At 35.8% G+C, this 16,583-nt stretch carries 14 protein-coding genes; 4 read left to right on the top strand and 10 right to left on the bottom strand.

The window, feature by feature from the left end; translation table 11 throughout:
- Positions 1 to 8 precede the first annotated feature (8 nt).
- The 10 genes from ACFINZ_RS01595 to ACFINZ_RS01550 form a co-directional block, all read right to left on the bottom strand.
- Complete coding sequence (locus ACFINZ_RS01595; RefSeq protein ID WP_375634245.1) at positions 9 to 1,391, bottom strand: ATP-binding protein; 1,383 nt, start codon at positions 1,389 to 1,391, stop codon at positions 9 to 11.
- Positions 1,388 to 2,074 (bottom strand): response regulator transcription factor, encoded by a 687-nt coding sequence (locus ACFINZ_RS01590; protein WP_273791552.1) that lies wholly within the window; start codon positions 2,072 to 2,074, stop codon positions 1,388 to 1,390. The genes ACFINZ_RS01595 and ACFINZ_RS01590 overlap by 4 nt, the downstream gene beginning before the upstream one ends.
- Before the next feature lie 72 nt (positions 2,075 to 2,146).
- Entirely contained in the window at positions 2,147 to 3,658 is a 1,512-nt protein-coding gene (locus ACFINZ_RS01585; RefSeq protein WP_375611163.1) for a Do family serine endopeptidase, read from the bottom strand.
- Between the two features lie 218 nt (positions 3,659 to 3,876).
- Complete coding sequence (locus ACFINZ_RS01580; protein WP_375634247.1) at positions 3,877 to 4,287, bottom strand: cytochrome c-type biogenesis protein CcmH; 411 nt, start codon at positions 4,285 to 4,287, stop codon at positions 3,877 to 3,879.
- Between the two features lies 1 nt (position 4,288).
- The gene (locus tag ACFINZ_RS01575; RefSeq protein WP_375634249.1) at positions 4,289 to 6,268 is read right to left on the bottom strand and encodes a heme lyase CcmF/NrfE family subunit; all 1,980 of its coding nucleotides are present in this window, start codon (positions 6,266 to 6,268) and stop codon (positions 4,289 to 4,291) included.
- 7 nt (positions 6,269 to 6,275) lie between these two features.
- Positions 6,276 to 6,755: a cytochrome c maturation protein CcmE gene (ccmE, locus tag ACFINZ_RS01570; protein WP_375634251.1), complete on the bottom strand. Its 480-nt coding sequence runs from the start codon at positions 6,753 to 6,755 to the stop codon at positions 6,276 to 6,278.
- A 77-nt stretch (positions 6,756 to 6,832) separates the two neighbouring features.
- Positions 6,833 to 7,603 carry a tetratricopeptide repeat protein gene (locus ACFINZ_RS01565; RefSeq protein WP_375634253.1) on the bottom strand — a complete coding sequence of 257 codons (771 nt, stop codon included), beginning with the start codon at positions 7,601 to 7,603 and terminating at the stop codon, positions 6,833 to 6,835.
- 230 nt (positions 7,604 to 7,833) lie between these two features.
- The gene (locus tag ACFINZ_RS01560) at positions 7,834 to 9,252 is read right to left on the bottom strand and encodes an ATP-binding protein (RefSeq protein ID WP_375636213.1); all 1,419 of its coding nucleotides are present in this window, start codon (positions 9,250 to 9,252) and stop codon (positions 7,834 to 7,836) included.
- On the bottom strand, positions 9,252 to 9,917 hold the full coding sequence (locus ACFINZ_RS01555) for a response regulator transcription factor (RefSeq protein WP_375634257.1): 666 nt from the start codon (positions 9,915 to 9,917) through the stop codon (positions 9,252 to 9,254). Before ACFINZ_RS01555 ends, ACFINZ_RS01560 begins: the two co-directional genes overlap by 1 nt.
- 21 nt (positions 9,918 to 9,938) lie before the next feature.
- Positions 9,939 to 10,175 carry a hypothetical protein gene (locus ACFINZ_RS01550; protein ID WP_375634259.1) on the bottom strand — a complete coding sequence of 79 codons (237 nt, stop codon included), beginning with the start codon at positions 10,173 to 10,175 and terminating at the stop codon, positions 9,939 to 9,941.
- Positions 10,176 to 10,523: 348 nt separating this feature from the next.
- Here ACFINZ_RS01550 and ACFINZ_RS01545 point away from each other — a divergent pair, with 348 nt between their 5' ends.
- The 4 genes from ACFINZ_RS01545 to ACFINZ_RS01530 all read left to right on the top strand — a co-directional run bounded on the left by ACFINZ_RS01545 (position 10,524) and on the right by ACFINZ_RS01530 (position 15,135).
- Complete coding sequence (locus ACFINZ_RS01545) at positions 10,524 to 12,677, top strand: transglycosylase domain-containing protein (RefSeq protein WP_375701127.1); 2,154 nt, start codon at positions 10,524 to 10,526, stop codon at positions 12,675 to 12,677.
- A 17-nt stretch (positions 12,678 to 12,694) separates the two neighbouring features.
- Complete coding sequence (locus ACFINZ_RS01540) at positions 12,695 to 13,291, top strand: DUF1214 domain-containing protein (RefSeq protein ID WP_375634262.1); 597 nt, start codon at positions 12,695 to 12,697, stop codon at positions 13,289 to 13,291.
- On the top strand, positions 13,284 to 13,823 hold the full coding sequence (locus ACFINZ_RS01535) for a hypothetical protein (protein ID WP_375636211.1): 540 nt from the start codon (positions 13,284 to 13,286) through the stop codon (positions 13,821 to 13,823). The genes ACFINZ_RS01540 and ACFINZ_RS01535 overlap by 8 nt, the downstream gene beginning before the upstream one ends.
- A 526-nt stretch (positions 13,824 to 14,349) precedes the next feature.
- Complete coding sequence (locus tag ACFINZ_RS01530) at positions 14,350 to 15,135, top strand: DUF1499 domain-containing protein (protein WP_375701126.1); 786 nt, start codon at positions 14,350 to 14,352, stop codon at positions 15,133 to 15,135.
- Positions 15,136 to 16,583 lie beyond the last annotated feature (1,448 nt).

The following is a 16,583-nucleotide window of genomic DNA, read 5'->3' as shown; positions in this document are numbered from 1 at the left end:
AAATATCTTTAAGGAAATAACAAAATAGCCCTAAGCCCTGGATTTGCATTTTCAAGTAACAATTCACCCCCATGAAGCTTCATAACCGCTTTTGCTATACTTAAACCAATCCCAAACCCAGGTTGTGTGCGGCTTTCTTCAAGACGAACAAATCGTTCTGTCACTTTTTCACGTTTATCCTCTGCTATTCCTGGTCCATTATCGCTCACAACAACTAATAAATGTTCATCACGATATTCCATTGATAAGCAAACCTTCGCTTGCCTTCCACCTTTAGGCGCATATTTAATTGCATTATCTATAAGATTAAAAATTGATTGTGCAACAAGCTCACGATTCAATTTTAGCTCTTTATCAAATATATCTCCCAACTGAAGTAAAACACCTGACTCCTCAGCAAAAGGTTCGTAAAGCTCAACAGCATCCTCAATGATCAATTTCATATTCATCATTTCAAGATGTTCAATTGCACTGCTGGCCTCAATACGTGAAATCATTAAAATCGCATTGAACGTACAAATAAGTTGATCTGACTCTGCAATAACCCTATCAAGGACCTGACGATATTCAAGCTTTGTCTTATTTCCTGAAAGTGCCTCTTCAGCGCGATTTCTAAGACGCGTTAACGGCGTTTTCAGATCATGAGCAATATTATCTGATACTTGACGTAAACCAATATTTAACTCTTCAATGCGGTCTAACATAACATTAAGATTGGTTGACAATCGATCAAACTCATCCCCTACTCCAGAAACAGGTAAACGCCCACTGAAATCACCATCCATCAAGCGCTGTGATGCAGCCGTTACATGATCAATCCTTTGTAAAGCTCTCCTGCCAACAAAAAACCATATGAGTAAAGCGCCTCCAACCATTGCAGCAAGTGCAATGATCACAGCTTTGCGAATAACAACAGCAAAACGTTCTGGCTCATCCAAATCACGTCCTATAAGAATCTTCATAGCATTAGGCAAATCAACAATAACCGCCAAAGCGCGATGTTCACTTGTTTTGCCATGTTCTCCAAAACGGGAATACAAAAAAGAGGTAGAAATAAAACCACTCTGATTCAAAAGACCTAATTCAATACGTGCTACATTTCCTGCTAAAATACGCCCCATAGAATCTGTAACAAGATAAAGAAATGCTCCTGGTTGTCTTGAACGATAATCAATAGTGCGCATTAATAAGGATAATCCCCCATAATTATAAGCATTTTCAATATACTTTAATTCTTCATGTAAAGCCTGTTCAGTTTGCTCTGTTAACAATGAAGCAGAAAATGCCGTCATATAAATAGAAAGTCCTGTTGCCACCAATCCAAACAATAAAATGTAAAGTGCTGAAAGCCTTAGCGCCGTCGTGCGCATTATATTAATCAAACGATTCATGCTTTGTTATCTGGTACTTTCAGCATATATCCAGCTCCACGCACTGTATGGAGAAGGGGAACATCAAAATCTTTTTCAATTTTGGCTCTCAAACGAGAGATATGGACATCAATGACATTCGTTTGTGGATCAAAATGGTAATTCCAAACGTTTTCCAAAAGCATAGTGCGTGTAACAACCTGCCCCGCATAACGCATCAAATATTCAAGTAAACGAAACTCTCGTGGTTGCAATAGAATGTTTCTATCACCTCGTTTTACCGTATGTGCTAACCGATCAAGCTCAAGATTACCTACACAGTAAACAGTTTCTGCTTCTTTAGGATTTTTCCGCCGTTGTAAAACTTCAACACGCGCAAGAAGTTCAGAAAAAGCATAAGGCTTTGTCAAATAATCATCTCCCCCTGCACGCAGCCCCGTTACACGATCATTAACTTGCCCTAAAGCAGACAGAATAAGAACCGGTGTTTCATTGCCTTTAGCGCGCAATTCAGCAATAATAGAAAGACCATCACGATGCAAAAGCATTCGGTCAACAACCATAACGTCATAATTTTCCGTGGTTGCTAAAGCATATCCCGTATCCCCATCATAAGCAACATCAACAGAATGCCCTACTTCCAAAAATGCTTTTTCGAGATAATGCCCCGTCTCATGATCATCTTCAATAACGAGTATCTTCATAAAACGTATCTCCATTATTTTATTATGTTGTAGGACAAATATTTAATAAACATTTGTCCTACAACTAAAGCCTTATTTTTTGAAAATTGGAAGAGCAACAAAACGATTTTGATCATTTGTTCGCACTTGTAAGAGTATAGCCTTTCGTCCTAACTGCTGAGCATTTTTGATTGTGTTAATAATATCAGAGACTCGTTTAACCGGTTTATTATTTACTGTCACAATGATATCACCAGGGCGTATCCCTTTATCTGCAGCATCTGAATCGGTATCGACATCCGTTACGACAACCCCTACACCATCATCAGAAGGCATAACAATCAAACCATAATCTTCCAATGTTTCATCTAAATCACTCTGTCCATTTGAATATTTTGAAGTCTCTTTCTTACTTTCATCTTCAGACATTGAAGCGAGTTTAACCTTTATACTCTCCTCCTTACCTGATCTCCAAATCCCTATGGTTACCATTTCTCCTGGTTTAATATTTGCAATACGTTTCGCCAACTCACGCGCATCAGCAACTTTTTCATTATTCACTGAAATAATTACATCACCCGCTTTAATACCAGCCTTTTCTGCCGGTCCTTTTAACGGATCAGTAACCAAAGCACCTTTGGCTTCTTTCAATCCTATTGAATCGGAAATCTCCTTTGTTACCGGCTGAATCTGAACACCTAACCAACCACGTTGAACTGAACCTTTTTCAATAAGTTGTTGTACAACCTGTTTTACAGTCGCTGCTGGAATAGCAAAAGCAATCCCAACATTTCCTCCAGAAGGAGAAAAAATTGCTGTATTAACCCCAACAACCTTTCCATTAAGATCAAACGTTGGACCACCAGAGTTTCCTCTATTAACAGCAGCATCAATCTGAATAAAATCATCGTATACACCAGTGCCAATATCACGTCCACGTGCAGAAACAATACCTGCTGTCACAGTTCCACCAAGACCAAATGGATTCCCAATAGCAACAACCCAATCCCCAACACGAAGCTTTGAATCATCACCAAAATCAACATAAGAAAATTTTCTTTTATCATTCACTTTTAATACGGCAAGGTCGGTTTTTGGGTCTTTCCCAATGAGCTTTGCGTTCAATTCTGTACCATCATCAAGAACAACAGTATAACTTGTTCCGTCAGAAATCACATGATCATTGGTCACAATGTAACCATCAGACGAAATAAAAAAACCCGATCCAAAAGCAACAGGACGGAGTCTCTGCGATTGGTGCGGAAATTTATTTTTAGGTTTATCAAAATCATAAAACTCTTTAAAAAATCTTTTTAAAGGATGCTGATCTGGTAATTGATCAAGTCCTGGACCACTAAAAAAGTTGCTAAAGAACCTATCTTCTTTCTTTTTATTGCTCTTTACTTGTACTGCCACAACGGCTGGTTTCACTTGAGCAACAATATCGGCAAATCCCTGTTGTTGCATTAACGAAGTAAATACAGAACTTGCATGAGCCTTTGTCATCCACAAGCTTGATGTACATCCACTAAAAAACAGTGCACTTTCCAATATCGCAGAAAAACTCACTGCGACAAATGTTTTAAAGAAAGCCTTTTTAACCATTTATTCTATGCTCCTATTCAATCATACCTATATTTCAATTCCGATCACTTATAAAATACCAGACCTTACCGTTTTCTGTCTAAATTATTAAAGTTTTGTAAGGTTTCAGTATTCCCTAATATAATTACAATAAGATTGTCTGCTTATTGCAGATGATCTGATTTTTTTCTTTTATGTAACATTTTTTTTAATGCAATGACATTTTTGACTGTTCTTTTTCATTCACATAACGCATGATTATTCCGTTTGAAGTGGAAAAATATAATACTTACGCCAATGATAATAATGATCAAAGGCGAGAACCATAAAAACCAAGTTATTTTATTCAATGGTGGTTTCAAGAGAATAAATTCACCATATCGCTCAACAAGAAAGTCAGTGACTTGCTGATTACTATAGCCCATTTTTAGCCTTTCCCGAATTAAAAGCCGTAAATCACCTGCTAAAGCAGCATCTGAATCATCAATTGATTGATTTTGACAAACCGGACAACGTAAATGCGATGAAATATGGCGTGCTCGCGCTTCAAGAATCTTATCCTTTAAAATCTCATCCGGCTCTACTGCTATTGCTAATCGAAAAGGAAACGTTGCAATTAAAAAAAATACAATCCAAAGAATTTTTTTCATCTCAATGTCTTTTCCAAAAATTTAAAGCAAGCACTATCCTATTGTACATGCCAATGCGAAACCAATACCCCAAAAGAGAAAAACATCCCCCCATAGCCATCATGAATGCCCCTAACCAAATACATATTACATAAGGCTTCCACCATACGTGCACAACGAGACCCCGATTATCGATATGTCCCGGTACAATATATAGCTGCGATAAGCCATAATTTTTAAGACCAACTTCTGTTGTTGATGTATTTTGGCTTGAATAAAATCGCTTTGAGGCTGTTACATGACCCACAATGTTTTTATTTTCATATATTTTAAAATAAAATTCCATTGTCGAATAATTCGAACCAACACCATCATGCACTGCATCAAAATGAAGCGTTTTATCCGCTATCGTCACCCTATCCCCTACGTTCATGATTAAAATACGTTCTTGCCCAAAACTTACCACGCAAACAATACCAAATAATGTAATGCCTAATCCCATATGTGCTATTGCTGCACCAAAAGTAGACCATGGCAATCCAAGAAATCTCTTAACGCGTACTGAAAAAGCTCTCTTGCCATATCCACTCTTTCCCCATAGATCCGCTAAACTGCCTAAAAAAACAAACGCTGAAAGCCCAATCCCTAAAACTGCAAAAATATCACGCACAGATGCCGCATAGAATATTATAAAACAGACGATACCAACCAATACAAAAACAAACCACAACCGTTCAAAAACTGCAAGAAAATCACCGCGTTTCCATGCCATCATTGTCCCAAATGGAACAAACAACAACAGCAAAACCATTAGCGGTCCACAGGTAAGGTTAAAAAAAGCAGCCCCTACAGAAATTTTTTGCCCTGTTAATATCTCAATAAAATAAGGATAAAGCGTACCAATCAATACTGTTGCTGTTATTGTTGTCAGTAACAAGTTATTTAAAACAATAAACCCTTCACGTGAAATTGGTTGAAAAAATCTTTCTGTTTTTAAAATAGGGATACGCAAAGCAAAAAGAAGAAAAGCAGCTCCCGTAAAAAAAAATAAAAGAGCAAGAATTGCTTGCCCGCGTGCTGGATCAACAGCAAAACTATGAACAGAAACTAAAAGCCCAGAACGCACAAGAAAAGTTCCCATCAGAGAAAGGGAAAAAGTAAGCAGCGCTAAAAACAGAGTCCAACTTTTCAATATTTCTCGTTTTTCGAGAACAAGAGCAGAATGTAAAAGAGCCGTTCCTGAAAGCCAAGGCATAAACGAAACATTTTCAACAGGATCCCAAAACCAATAGCCTCCCCATCCTAGCTCATAATAAGCCCAATAAGAGCCAACCATAATACCCAATGTCAAAAAACACCAAGCAAGTAAAAGCCACGGACGAATCCCACGCGCCCAAATTCTATCAACATGTCCCATAATCAATGCCGCAACGGCAAAAGAAAAACAAAGTGAAAAACCGACATAACCTAAATAAAGTAGCGGTGGATGAATTGCTAATGCGATATCTTGTAAAAGAGGATTGAGACCATTTCCCTGCAATGCTGGTGGATTTACGCGTAAAAATGGATTGGATACAAAAAGAATAAATAAAAGAAAAGCAGTTGTAATCCAACTTTGGCAAATTAAAACAAGCGTCTTAAAATCTTCTGGCAAATGTTGGCTAAAAAAAGCCATCAATGCACTAAAAAAAGCAAGACTTAAAACCCACAACAACATAGAGCCTTCGTGGTTGCCCCAAACACCTGTAATTTTATAGAGCATCGGTTTTTCTGAATGAGAATTCTCAACAACGTTCAAAACAGAAAAATCAGATACAACATAAGCATAAATTATCACTAAAAAAGATAAAAGCAGTAATGTAAAAGTAATATATGTTAGAGGAACAACTGTTTGCATTAACAAACGCTCTCTCCACCAAAAACCTAAAGCAGGTAAAAATGCCCCTAATAAGCTTACTGAAAATGCTGCAGCTAAAAAAATATGACCCAGTTCGACAAGCACAATCGAATTATTTCTCCATAATGTAATGTTTTTTCAAACGATCAGCTGTTTCTTTAGGCATATAAGTTTCATCATGTTTTGCTAAAATACGCATCCCTATAAAAAATCCCTGTTTATCGAAATGCCCTTCTACGATCACCCCCTGACCTTCACGAAAAAGATCCGGTAAGGCACCATTGAAAACTACTTTTTCATGTTTTTTGTTATCCGTTACAAAAAAAACAACGCCTCTCTCTCCAACATATTGAACAGTTCCCTTTTCAACAAAGCCACCCAAACGCAAAGGGCGCTCCGTTAAAATATCTTCTCTTGTAATTTCAGAGGGCATTCTAAAAAAACTGACCGCATGACGCATTGCATACACTATGAGACTTGCTGCAATTGTTATAACCAAACAACATAATAATATGATCAGTAAGCGCTTTTTTTTTCGCTGCTCTAAAATAACCTTCCATGAGGTAGAATTCTTTAAAGATTGACTGTTCATAGACACTCTGCGAAAAAATTTTAAATACGTTATAACTAAGTATCAATATTTTATTTTTTAAGAGCTTTGCACATCTTCTACATAGGTGCAAGATTTCTTTTCTTTGTATGATCACTCGATAAATCACGTAACTGAATCATCATTTTTTTAACACGTGATTGTCCTGAAAAATTTTCAGGCATTGTATCAAGAAAGCTTTGTAAAAATTGCACTGCCTGCGCAGTTTTTCCTGCTTGATGCAATGCATCTGCCAACAATAAACGTGGATAAAAATCTGTTGGCGCTAAATCTGCTGCTTTTTGAAAAGCATTTTGCGCTTCTTGCGTTATCACTCCCCCTTCATAACCAACCAATGCTAAACCGTATCCTACAAGCCTTGGAGCTGTTTCTCCATTCAAACGAAGTGCATCTAAATAAGTATTCACTGCTTCTTGAAAAAGGCTTTCTTCGAGATACCCTACCGCTAACGCATCTGCTAGCTTGCCATCATGAGGTGCACGGAAAAAAAGCACTTGTAAACGAATAAGCTTTTCTTGCTTACTAAGAGTTTGAGGATTTTTATCCATTAATTCGCTAAAAAAATAACTTTTCACTTCTGGATTGCCTGTCAGCCCATAAATATTCCATGTCATAAGGAGAACAAACAAGATACTTAAAGCCTTAAGAATATTTCTTTTTTTATAATGCATATAAAGCTTGTTAAACTCAATCATACGCTTATGGCTTCTGTAACCATCCACGGTTTGAACTTTCCATTCTTTTTTTATCTCATCGTCAAAACGTAGTGAAAGAAAAAGAACACTTGCCAGAAAAATCAGAAAAAATGCTGCAGAAATTAATAAGAGCATATCGTTTTTTTCCAATACGAACAGAGAATAACTCGCTTACATTTTATCCTCTTCATGAGAAAAATGATGTGAATTAATAAAAATTCATTTTTTCATGGAGAATATTAATCTATTATATACATCAATTAAACAAAGAAACTAAAAACAATGTTTCCCTACTCTTTGATGTATTGTCTGAAAATACTGCTTTAAAAACTTTATAGACATTTCTTGCTTAAGGAGAAAATATGTTATTCTCCCATCTTAGGTAATAAAACTTTTGCATACAATCCACCCAAATCAGAACGTGATAAAAAGAGATTGCCACCATATTCACTGACCATATCTGAAACAATTGCTAACCCTAAGCCTGACCCTAGTTTATTTTCATTAAACCGCCGCCCTCTTTTTAATGCTTCATCAATTTTGTCTTCTGTTAAACCAGGACCATCATCTTCTACAAAGATACTAAAATATTCTGTTTCTTCAGCATTTTCTTCTAAACAACAAGAGATCAAAACCTTTGCGCGAGACCACTGAGTAGCATTTTCAATCAGATTCCCTATAATTTCTTCTAAATCTTCCTTCTCTCCAGAAAAAACAATATCATCAACATCCATAATAAATTGAATTTGTTTTTCAGGATTAAGCTTTTTCATAACCCGCACCAAGCGTTCAAGCACACTGCGAACAGACGTATGATAGACAACACTATCGCATTGTGCTGCAATCCGCGCACGCTGAAGATAATGATTGATTTGAGCTTGCATTATTTGCGTTTGCTCTCTCAACAAACTAGCCTTTTCTCCGCGCATCTTATCTGTCTCATTCATAATCACGGATAGAGGCGTCTTCAATGAATGCGCGAGATTACCAACCTGTGTGCGAAATCGCTCAATAATACGCTGATTATTATTAATGAGAGCATTCATCTCTTGTACAAGCGGCATCACTTCGCTTACTAAATCCGTATTCACATAATGAACTCTTCCTTCGCGAATATCATTCAATGCACGTCGAATAAGCTTCAACGGTTGAAAACTAAAGAAAATAATAGCAATATTAATAAGAACACTCCCGATACCGAAACTCCAAAGAAAAATTTGCAAAGTTCGCTTAAATTCCTTTACCTGGGCATGAGCTTCATCGATATTCCCAACAAGCCGAAAACGTGCAATATGATTTTTATTATCAAGAACAACATCACTCTCAATCACTTGTAGCTTTTGACCATTGTTCCCCGTTATCCGATAAGAGCGAAAGAATTTATTGTTAAAAGGTATATCAACATCACTTGGTGTAAATATCTCGCCTGTTCCCAATGAGGGGGATGTCAATCTTCCTTTTAAATTATGGGATATCGCAACAACTTCCCAATACCATCCTGTTGTTGGATCAGAATAACGAATATCATCAATCCCAGCCCCTCCTCTTAAAGTACCTTCTGATGACACCGTCACTGTTGCAATAAGACTGTAGAGTTGAGCAGAAAGGATACGCTCTAGGCTTTGTTCAGTCGAACGCTTATAAAATAAAATACTTACTGCAGAAATCGATAAAAGAGAAATAACAACCCATAATGTTGATAAGATCATAACACGTAAACTGAGAGATCGAGTAATTACAAAAAAGAACCTCCTATACCAATTATTCTCTTCAAAAACATTCATTAATCACCTCGCGTTCTCACGCGATATCCCATTCCTCGAATAGTTTCAATCAAATCCACTCCAAGCTTTTTCCGTAACCGACCTACAAAGACTTCCACTGTATTCGAGTCCTTATCAAAATCCTGATCATAAAGATGTTCAGTAAGCTCTGTTCTTGAAATGACTCTGTCACAATGATGCATGAGATACGAAAGCAGTCTGAATTCATAAGATGTTAGTTTAATCAATTGACCATCCACAAAAACACGAGATGTCTTTGTATCCAACAAAACATTTCCGCAACATAATGCACTCGTCGCATGTCCCGTAGTGCGACGAATTAATGCTCGCAAGCGCGCCATCACTTCCTCCAAATGAAATGGCTTCACAACATAATCGTCAGCTCCAGCATCAATACCGTGCACCTTATCAGACCAACGGTCTCGCGCTGTTAGCATTAAAACAGGCATGGAGATCCCTTCTTGACGCCACTTTTCAACAACACTAATACCATCAATCTGCGGTAAACCTATATCAAGTATCACCGCGTCGTAAGACTCTGTGCTACCTAAAAAATAAGCCTCTTCACCATCGAAAGCACTATCGGAAACATATCCTGCACGTCTTACAGCTTCTGCTAATTGATGGTGAAGATTCCGATCATCTTCAACGATTAAGATACGCATCACAACACCATCTGCTAAAGACTAATCAGCAGGAACAAAAAACTCAACACGACGTAACTTTTCACCATTACGGGCTGGTACAACAACCACAATTGCACACATGTCCTTTCCATCCTGAACAACCGGTTTTGAACGGACGAGAACCCCGCTCTCTTGCGCGGCAACCTTCTTACCTACTTCAGCACACCCAGAAGCTCGAACAGAATCTGCTCCTAAAAAAGCTGCTATTATTACAAACAAGAATTTTTTTTTCATCATAAATATTTCAATAACCCATCTCTTCTTTTCCTTGATAAAGGATAAAAGAAATAATGGTTTTTTTGGGTCGACTTAAAAATCACAAATGGAAATAATTTATCCTCTATCTTACAGAAGAACACATTAATATTATTCCAAATTTTTAAAAACTCAAAATAAAATATTTTTAATAATGAGAATAAAATTTATTCAATAAAATAATAAAATCTTAATACACTATCTTATGAAAAATGAATAATTCTAAAATAAACTCTTTCTCTGTTAGCACTATAGCAAAAAAATACTTCTACTCCATATAATTATTGTAGATTTGTTTGGTTGTATTTCTTTGCCATAGGCTCTCTTTAAATGTTTGATTTTTTAAAAAAAAAGAAAAGGCAACATCGTAAGCCATTTCACAGTCCTGCTCTCATTGAATTAGACGCACGATTAGACACAGCGCTTTATCACATTCGTTCTGCTAACAGTTTTTTCTGGAAAAAGGCAAAAATCGTCTCACAAAATTTTCATCTTCAAGGATGGAAACGTTTTATCGTTGAAGTTCTCGATGAAATACTAACATTAGGGTTGATGGGATTTACTCTTTTTACCATTTTTGGCATTTCTGTTTTTGAACTGACCAAAACAGATTGGTCTTCTCCTAAAAACTTTTCCATTCTTTTTCTAGATCGCTATGGAAATTCCATTGGGCACCGTGGTGCACTGCCGGCAATCTCTGTCCCCGTTGAAGAAATGCCTGACACTGTCATTAAAGCGGTTCTCGCTACAGAAGACCGTCGTTTTTTTGATCATTGGGGTATTGATTTTCAAGGACTTACACGGGCAATTTCACAAAATATGCAAGCTAAAGGTGTGGTGCAAGGTGGTTCAACTCTCACACAACAATTGGCTAAAAATTTATTCTTAACAAACGAGAGAACCATAACACGTAAAATCAAAGAAGCTTATCTTGCTCTTTGGCTAGAAGCAAATTTTAGCAAAAAGCAGATTTTACAACTTTATCTTGACCGAGCCTATATGGGAGGAAACAATTTTGGTATTGCCGCAGCGGCAAAATTTTATTTTGGAAAAAACATACGTCATGTATCTTTAAGTGAATCTGCTATGTTAGCAGGACTCTTTAAAGCTCCAACAAAATATGCTCCTCATAGTCATCTCTTTGCTGCTCAAACACGTGCCAATGTCGTCCTTTCTAATCTTGTTAATAGTGGCTTTATGACAAAGAGCCAAATTATCAATGCGCATCGCCACCCTGCTAAGGCACTTCCCCAAATAGAAAATAATCAGCCAGATTATTTTCTTGATTGGGCATTCGAGGAAGTCAAAAAAATGCGCAATCAACTTCCAAGCCATAGTTTAATTATTCAAACAACCCTTGATCCGAATATTCAAAAAGCAGCAGAAGAATCAATCGCATATCATTTACATCAATATGGTCAACAATATCGCGTAACCCAAGCTGCCACCGTTATACTCGATAATAACGGTGCCGTATGCGCAATTGTTGGAGGACTCGATTATAAAAAGAGCCAATTTAACAGAGCAACACAAGGCGGACGGCAAACTGGTTCTTCATTCAAACCTTATGTTTACGCAACCGCACTGGAACACGGACTGTCTCCCTCGACAATTGTTTTAGATGCTCCTATCAATTGGGGAGGTTGGACACCCAAAAATAATTCTGGTCGTTATTTGGGAAAAATTGATTTAGCAACAGCTTTAGCTTTTTCTATTAATACAGTCCCTGTGTATCTCACCTATCAATATCTTAACCGTGATACCCAACCCATCATAGATCTCATCAAGAATATGGGGATTAACGCGCATATTTTATCACACAAAACAATGGTTCTTGGCACTTCCAATATGACCCCCATGGATCAAGCTACAGGCTTTAATGTCTTTGCCAATGGAGGAATAGCGGGTAATCGTCATGGGTTTACGCAAATCAAAACAATTGATGGTCGTGTCGTGTGGGATTTCGAACATAACGGAAATAAGTTACACCGAGTTCTCAGCAGACAATCAACAGCTTATATGAACCAAATGATGGTGGGTGTCACGACACGAGGATCTGGTAAGCGTGCTGCTCTGCCCATGACTCTCGTCTCAGGGAAAACTGGAACATCACAATCTTATCGTGATGCTTGGTTTGTTGGCTTTACAGGCAATTATACGGGAGCCGTATGGATGGGAAATGATAACTTTTCACCGATGAATCGTGCTTTTGGGGGTGGCGTTCCTGCCATGATATGGCATCGCATCATGCTTGCTGCACATCAAAATATCATGCTCAAACAGCTCTATGGTGTTCAAGATTCTCTCCTTCCTCCTTATCAGCCCCCAGTACTTTCTTCCCATGCAGATTCTGAAGTTCCTCCTCCAATACCCTCTACGCTTTCTCCTGAAACATTGAATATTGTGCGATTGATTAACAAAGATCTGAAAAAACCATCTGCAATTTCTTTGAAGATGAAAACAACTGGAGATTCAACATTTTGAATTCAAGATATTCACTGATGTTTTTTAATATCACCATTTTCTTTTTTATCTTCGCTTTTTCCATTTTATGTGGAACACTGAGTGTCGATTATGTGCTCAATTCCTTTCCTCATTTTGAACGCTTTAGAATTGGAAAATGGAGTGCTTATCCAAAAATGGGAACCGCCAATATGGATCCTTATACCCGCGCCCGCACGACCAAACGAGGCATTGTTTCACTCGGACGAACTGAAGGTATTCAATTCCAGATTTGGCAAGATAACCAAGGGCGTCCACTTCATCATCACTGTCATTATTTACTCAAAGGCACCATCCCTGAAACCCGTCTTTTTACCCTTTATACAGCTGACAAATCCCTAAAACCCTATACTTCATCCAAAGAAATACCTTTTGAACTCCACACTGACAATATTATCTATGAGCATGATGGCTCATTGCGCATTAATATTTCACCCACACCGCAAACCGGCAATTGGCTTGCAACAGTTAGTCAAAAAGAATTCGGGCTTATTCTTACTTTATACGATACCCCAATCATCTCAGCAACGGCATTACAAACGCTTACAATGCCATCAATAGAACAAATCCCATCAGGACAAATAAATTGTGACTAGATTTATTTATATCGCACTTCTTGCAATCATTGGCGCTATTATTGTTCATATTTGCGTTCTCTTTCTGATCCCCACCTGGGCACAAGATAATATATGGACAGCACTAAAAAAATCTGGAACCTCTTATCAATTTGTCGATTTTACTCCCGATAATCCTATTCAACAATCTGCTGATCCCCTCTTTCTTCTTAAAGTCTGCAGATTTAACCTTGAAAATGGACCTGTTCATTTAAAAGCTTTGAAAACACGACAATTTTGGTCACTAGCAGCCTACACACACAACGGAATTATTTTCTATAGCCTTAATGACCGAACAGCCCCTGATGCGACACTCGATCTTATCATTGGAAAACCAATACAAATCATAGAACTCAAAAAATCAAAACCTAAAAAAAATACCAATTCAGTTTTGGTTGCTAAAAATTTGAATGAAGGGTTTGTTATTTTACGTACTTTTGTCCCTTCTTCCCTTGCGGGAAAAGAAAGTGAAGCTTTCCTTTCATCTGCGACCTGCCGTATATTTTATGAATAAAAACCGACTAACCTCTCATTTGTACAACACCTTACTTTCTATACAAAATACATGAAGCCTATCAAAATGGTTATCTTTTTTCTCTATTAATTGAATATTCAAATTTATCTGATTATAAATCCCTCAATTTTTTATTGAGATATAATGAAATCTCTATTGCACATCATCATATCCTATTTGATACGCATTATCTGACAGAAAAAACTCCCCGCAATCAGAAGAGAAAAATCAAGAGTAAAGCTCTAAAAAATATGCTGCTAACAATTGTAAAACTTGTTATTTGAGTTTATTTCTTTTTATTTACAAACATTCCCATAAAATTCGCATCAATAACATGATAAACTATAGAAGAAATACTGTTTACCTTCAATGAAGTGCCAAAACAATCGCTGGAAACTTATAAGACATTACGCATCCTTGACCTCAAAAATAAGTGCTTTATTTTTGTTTTATGAGCATAAGCTTTTTGTAAGATAGCACTCTGAAAAAACTTGGCTTATAGTTTACAATTGAGGGGAAAAACTTCATGAAGAAGAGATATGTTCGGTTCGTTTCAAGAGCAGCAGTATGGTCCCCTCGATTTGGTGGATTGTCGTTCTTTATTTTATTATTTTCAGTCATTTTACAACGTTTTTCCGTCATTAACATAAGCGACTTCATAATTTTGATAGGTATCTCTACTGGCTGTGTAATTATTTCTCTTTTTCTGGCTATTAAAGCACTTCATAGTTTATGGTTATATGGTGCTCTAGGGGGAATGAAAGCTTTAAAAGGGATCGTTTATTCACTCATAACTGCGACACCATTGATGCTCTTTTTTGGACTTTGGTTTACCTTACCGGCTCTTTACGATATTTCTACCGATACACAAAGCCCGCCGGCTTTTTTTCGCACAATACGTCCCAGCGATGCTTTACCGCTCAAAAGTGTTTTGACTGAACAAGCAGCAATACAGATGTCACAATGGCCAGAAATATCGGGGCGCCGTTATGATGGCTCACCTGACCGTATTCGCGAATCCGTTCTTAATGTTTTAGCTGCGTATGATTGGCCTGTTGTAGCGCAACGAGAATTCAAAAGCGAAGAAAATGAAATTTATATCGAAACGAGAGCAAAAACTTTTTACCTTGGCTTTATTTTAGATATTGTTATTCGTTTAACTGATGAAGGGGATACAACTTTTGTTGATATGCGTTCTGCTTCTCGTTATTTGCCAAGAGATTTGGGGACAAATGCTGCTTTTATTATCGATTTTATGGATGCACTTGATACAGAAATCGCCTCACTTCCTCTTGCTGAAGATAATGAGTAGAGGTTAGAAGTATAGTAAGTTACATTTACTAAATTAGCTTATTTCAAAAATAAATTTTGAGACGTGCAGAAACGCACAAAACATTTATCGTCTCTCGACGGCCATAAGCATTACTGACAAGTTCTTTAAACACCCAAAAGCAACTTATAGACTCTTTTTAGCGCGTGACATATAGATAAAATATTTGAATTCAAATTCTAAACTTAAATACTATAATTGATTTTACATATATTTTTTATGCTCAGAAATCTCATCATAAAAGTAGGAAAGAAGACTTCTCTAATAAGGAAATTAAGCATTTCTTACAGGCGCATTTTTCCAATGAAAATAGAAAAATACACCCTCATCAATAAAGATGAAATACATTTATCATAAAATATGATGCATATGTAATATAGTTACAGAAAAAATTAACAATAAAATACACATAAATTCATCTGTATTTTACAATAAATGATTATTTCAATTTTATAAAGAAATTTCATAATAAAAAAAAATATATATATTATTACAAATAATAGAAACTTATTTAAATGAAAATAATTTTTCATCAAACATAATTTAAATATAAATACTAATATCTAATATATTTAAACGCAACATAAATAAAACAAAACGCCAAAAATAACCCACTAAATGTCTTAATTGCTTCCTTTATACTATTTTTCCAACTTTCACCACTTTATCTATAACTTAATAAAAATATAAAAACAAATATTGAAAATAAAATATCAAAAACATTATTATATAAAGATAATAAATAATCATTTTTCATATAAATAACGTATACAAATAAAAACTGTTATAGAAAGTAATATAACAAATATAATGAACAAAAATGTGCTTAAAAACATTTTTTTCACAATTTCTTTGTTACTATAACCTTTAAATTTATACCGTAAAAACATTGCATAGAAAAATATAAAGAAAGCACATGTAGAAGATAATAATTCTGCAATAATACGAATAATATCACTCATAAAAAATCCAAATTAAATATATATATAAAAACAATAAACATTAATATATATTATATCATACAAAAGTTAATAAAGTAAAATAATATAAAAATAAAATTTCCAAATTAATCTATAATTATAAATTAATAATGAATAATCATTGTTCATAGAAATAACGTATATAAATAAAAAATATTATAGAAAATAATATAACGAACAAAAATATTCTTAACAAAATTTTTTTCCAAACTTCCTTTTTACTATAACCTTTAGATTTATAATATGAAAACAATGTATAGAAAAATATAAATAAAGCACCTATAGAAAATAATAATTCTACAATAATACTAATAATCTCATTCATAAAAAAAATCCAAATTAAATATATAATTTTGTAAAATTATGCACCTAAACCTTCCTGTCAAGTTTGTAGACACATAATTATGCCTACAAGCTTGTTCATTTTAGAAATATCTGCTGATTTTTATA

This window comes from Bartonella sp. AA81SXKL (assembly GCF_042196945.1).
GTDB lineage: Bacteria > Pseudomonadota > Alphaproteobacteria > Rhizobiales > Rhizobiaceae > Bartonella.
This window is presented reverse-complemented; position numbering and strand designations above follow the sequence as displayed.

Excerpts from the sequence above, each read along its gene's own strand:
- ACFINZ_RS01595 (WP_375634245.1), bottom strand. The coding sequence starts at position 1,391 with ATGAATCGTTTGATTAATATAATGCGCACGACGGCGCTAAGGCTTTCA.
- ACFINZ_RS01590 (WP_273791552.1), bottom strand. The coding sequence starts at position 2,074 with ATGAAGATACTCGTTATTGAAGATGATCATGAGACGGGGCATTATCTC.
- ACFINZ_RS01585 (WP_375611163.1), bottom strand. The coding sequence starts at position 3,658 with ATGGTTAAAAAGGCTTTCTTTAAAACATTTGTCGCAGTGAGTTTTTCT.
- ACFINZ_RS01580 (WP_375634247.1), bottom strand. The coding sequence starts at position 4,287 with ATGAAAAAAATTCTTTGGATTGTATTTTTTTTAATTGCAACGTTTCCT.
- ccmE (WP_375634251.1), bottom strand. The coding sequence starts at position 6,755 with ATGAACAGTCAATCTTTAAAGAATTCTACCTCATGGAAGGTTATTTTA.
- ACFINZ_RS01565 (WP_375634253.1), bottom strand. The coding sequence starts at position 7,603 with ATGCTCTTATTAATTTCTGCAGCATTTTTTCTGATTTTTCTGGCAAGT.
- ACFINZ_RS01560 (WP_375636213.1), bottom strand. The coding sequence starts at position 9,252 with ATGAATGTTTTTGAAGAGAATAATTGGTATAGGAGGTTCTTTTTTGTA.
- ACFINZ_RS01555 (WP_375634257.1), bottom strand. The coding sequence starts at position 9,917 with ATGCGTATCTTAATCGTTGAAGATGATCGGAATCTTCACCATCAATTA.
- ACFINZ_RS01550 (WP_375634259.1), bottom strand. The coding sequence starts at position 10,175 with ATGATGAAAAAAAAATTCTTGTTTGTAATAATAGCAGCTTTTTTAGGA.
- ACFINZ_RS01545 (WP_375701127.1), top strand. The coding sequence starts at position 10,524 with ATGTTTGATTTTTTAAAAAAAAAGAAAAGGCAACATCGTAAGCCATTT.
- ACFINZ_RS01540 (WP_375634262.1), top strand. The coding sequence starts at position 12,695 with ATGTTTTTTAATATCACCATTTTCTTTTTTATCTTCGCTTTTTCCATT.
- ACFINZ_RS01530 (WP_375701126.1), top strand. The coding sequence starts at position 14,350 with ATGAAGAAGAGATATGTTCGGTTCGTTTCAAGAGCAGCAGTATGGTCC.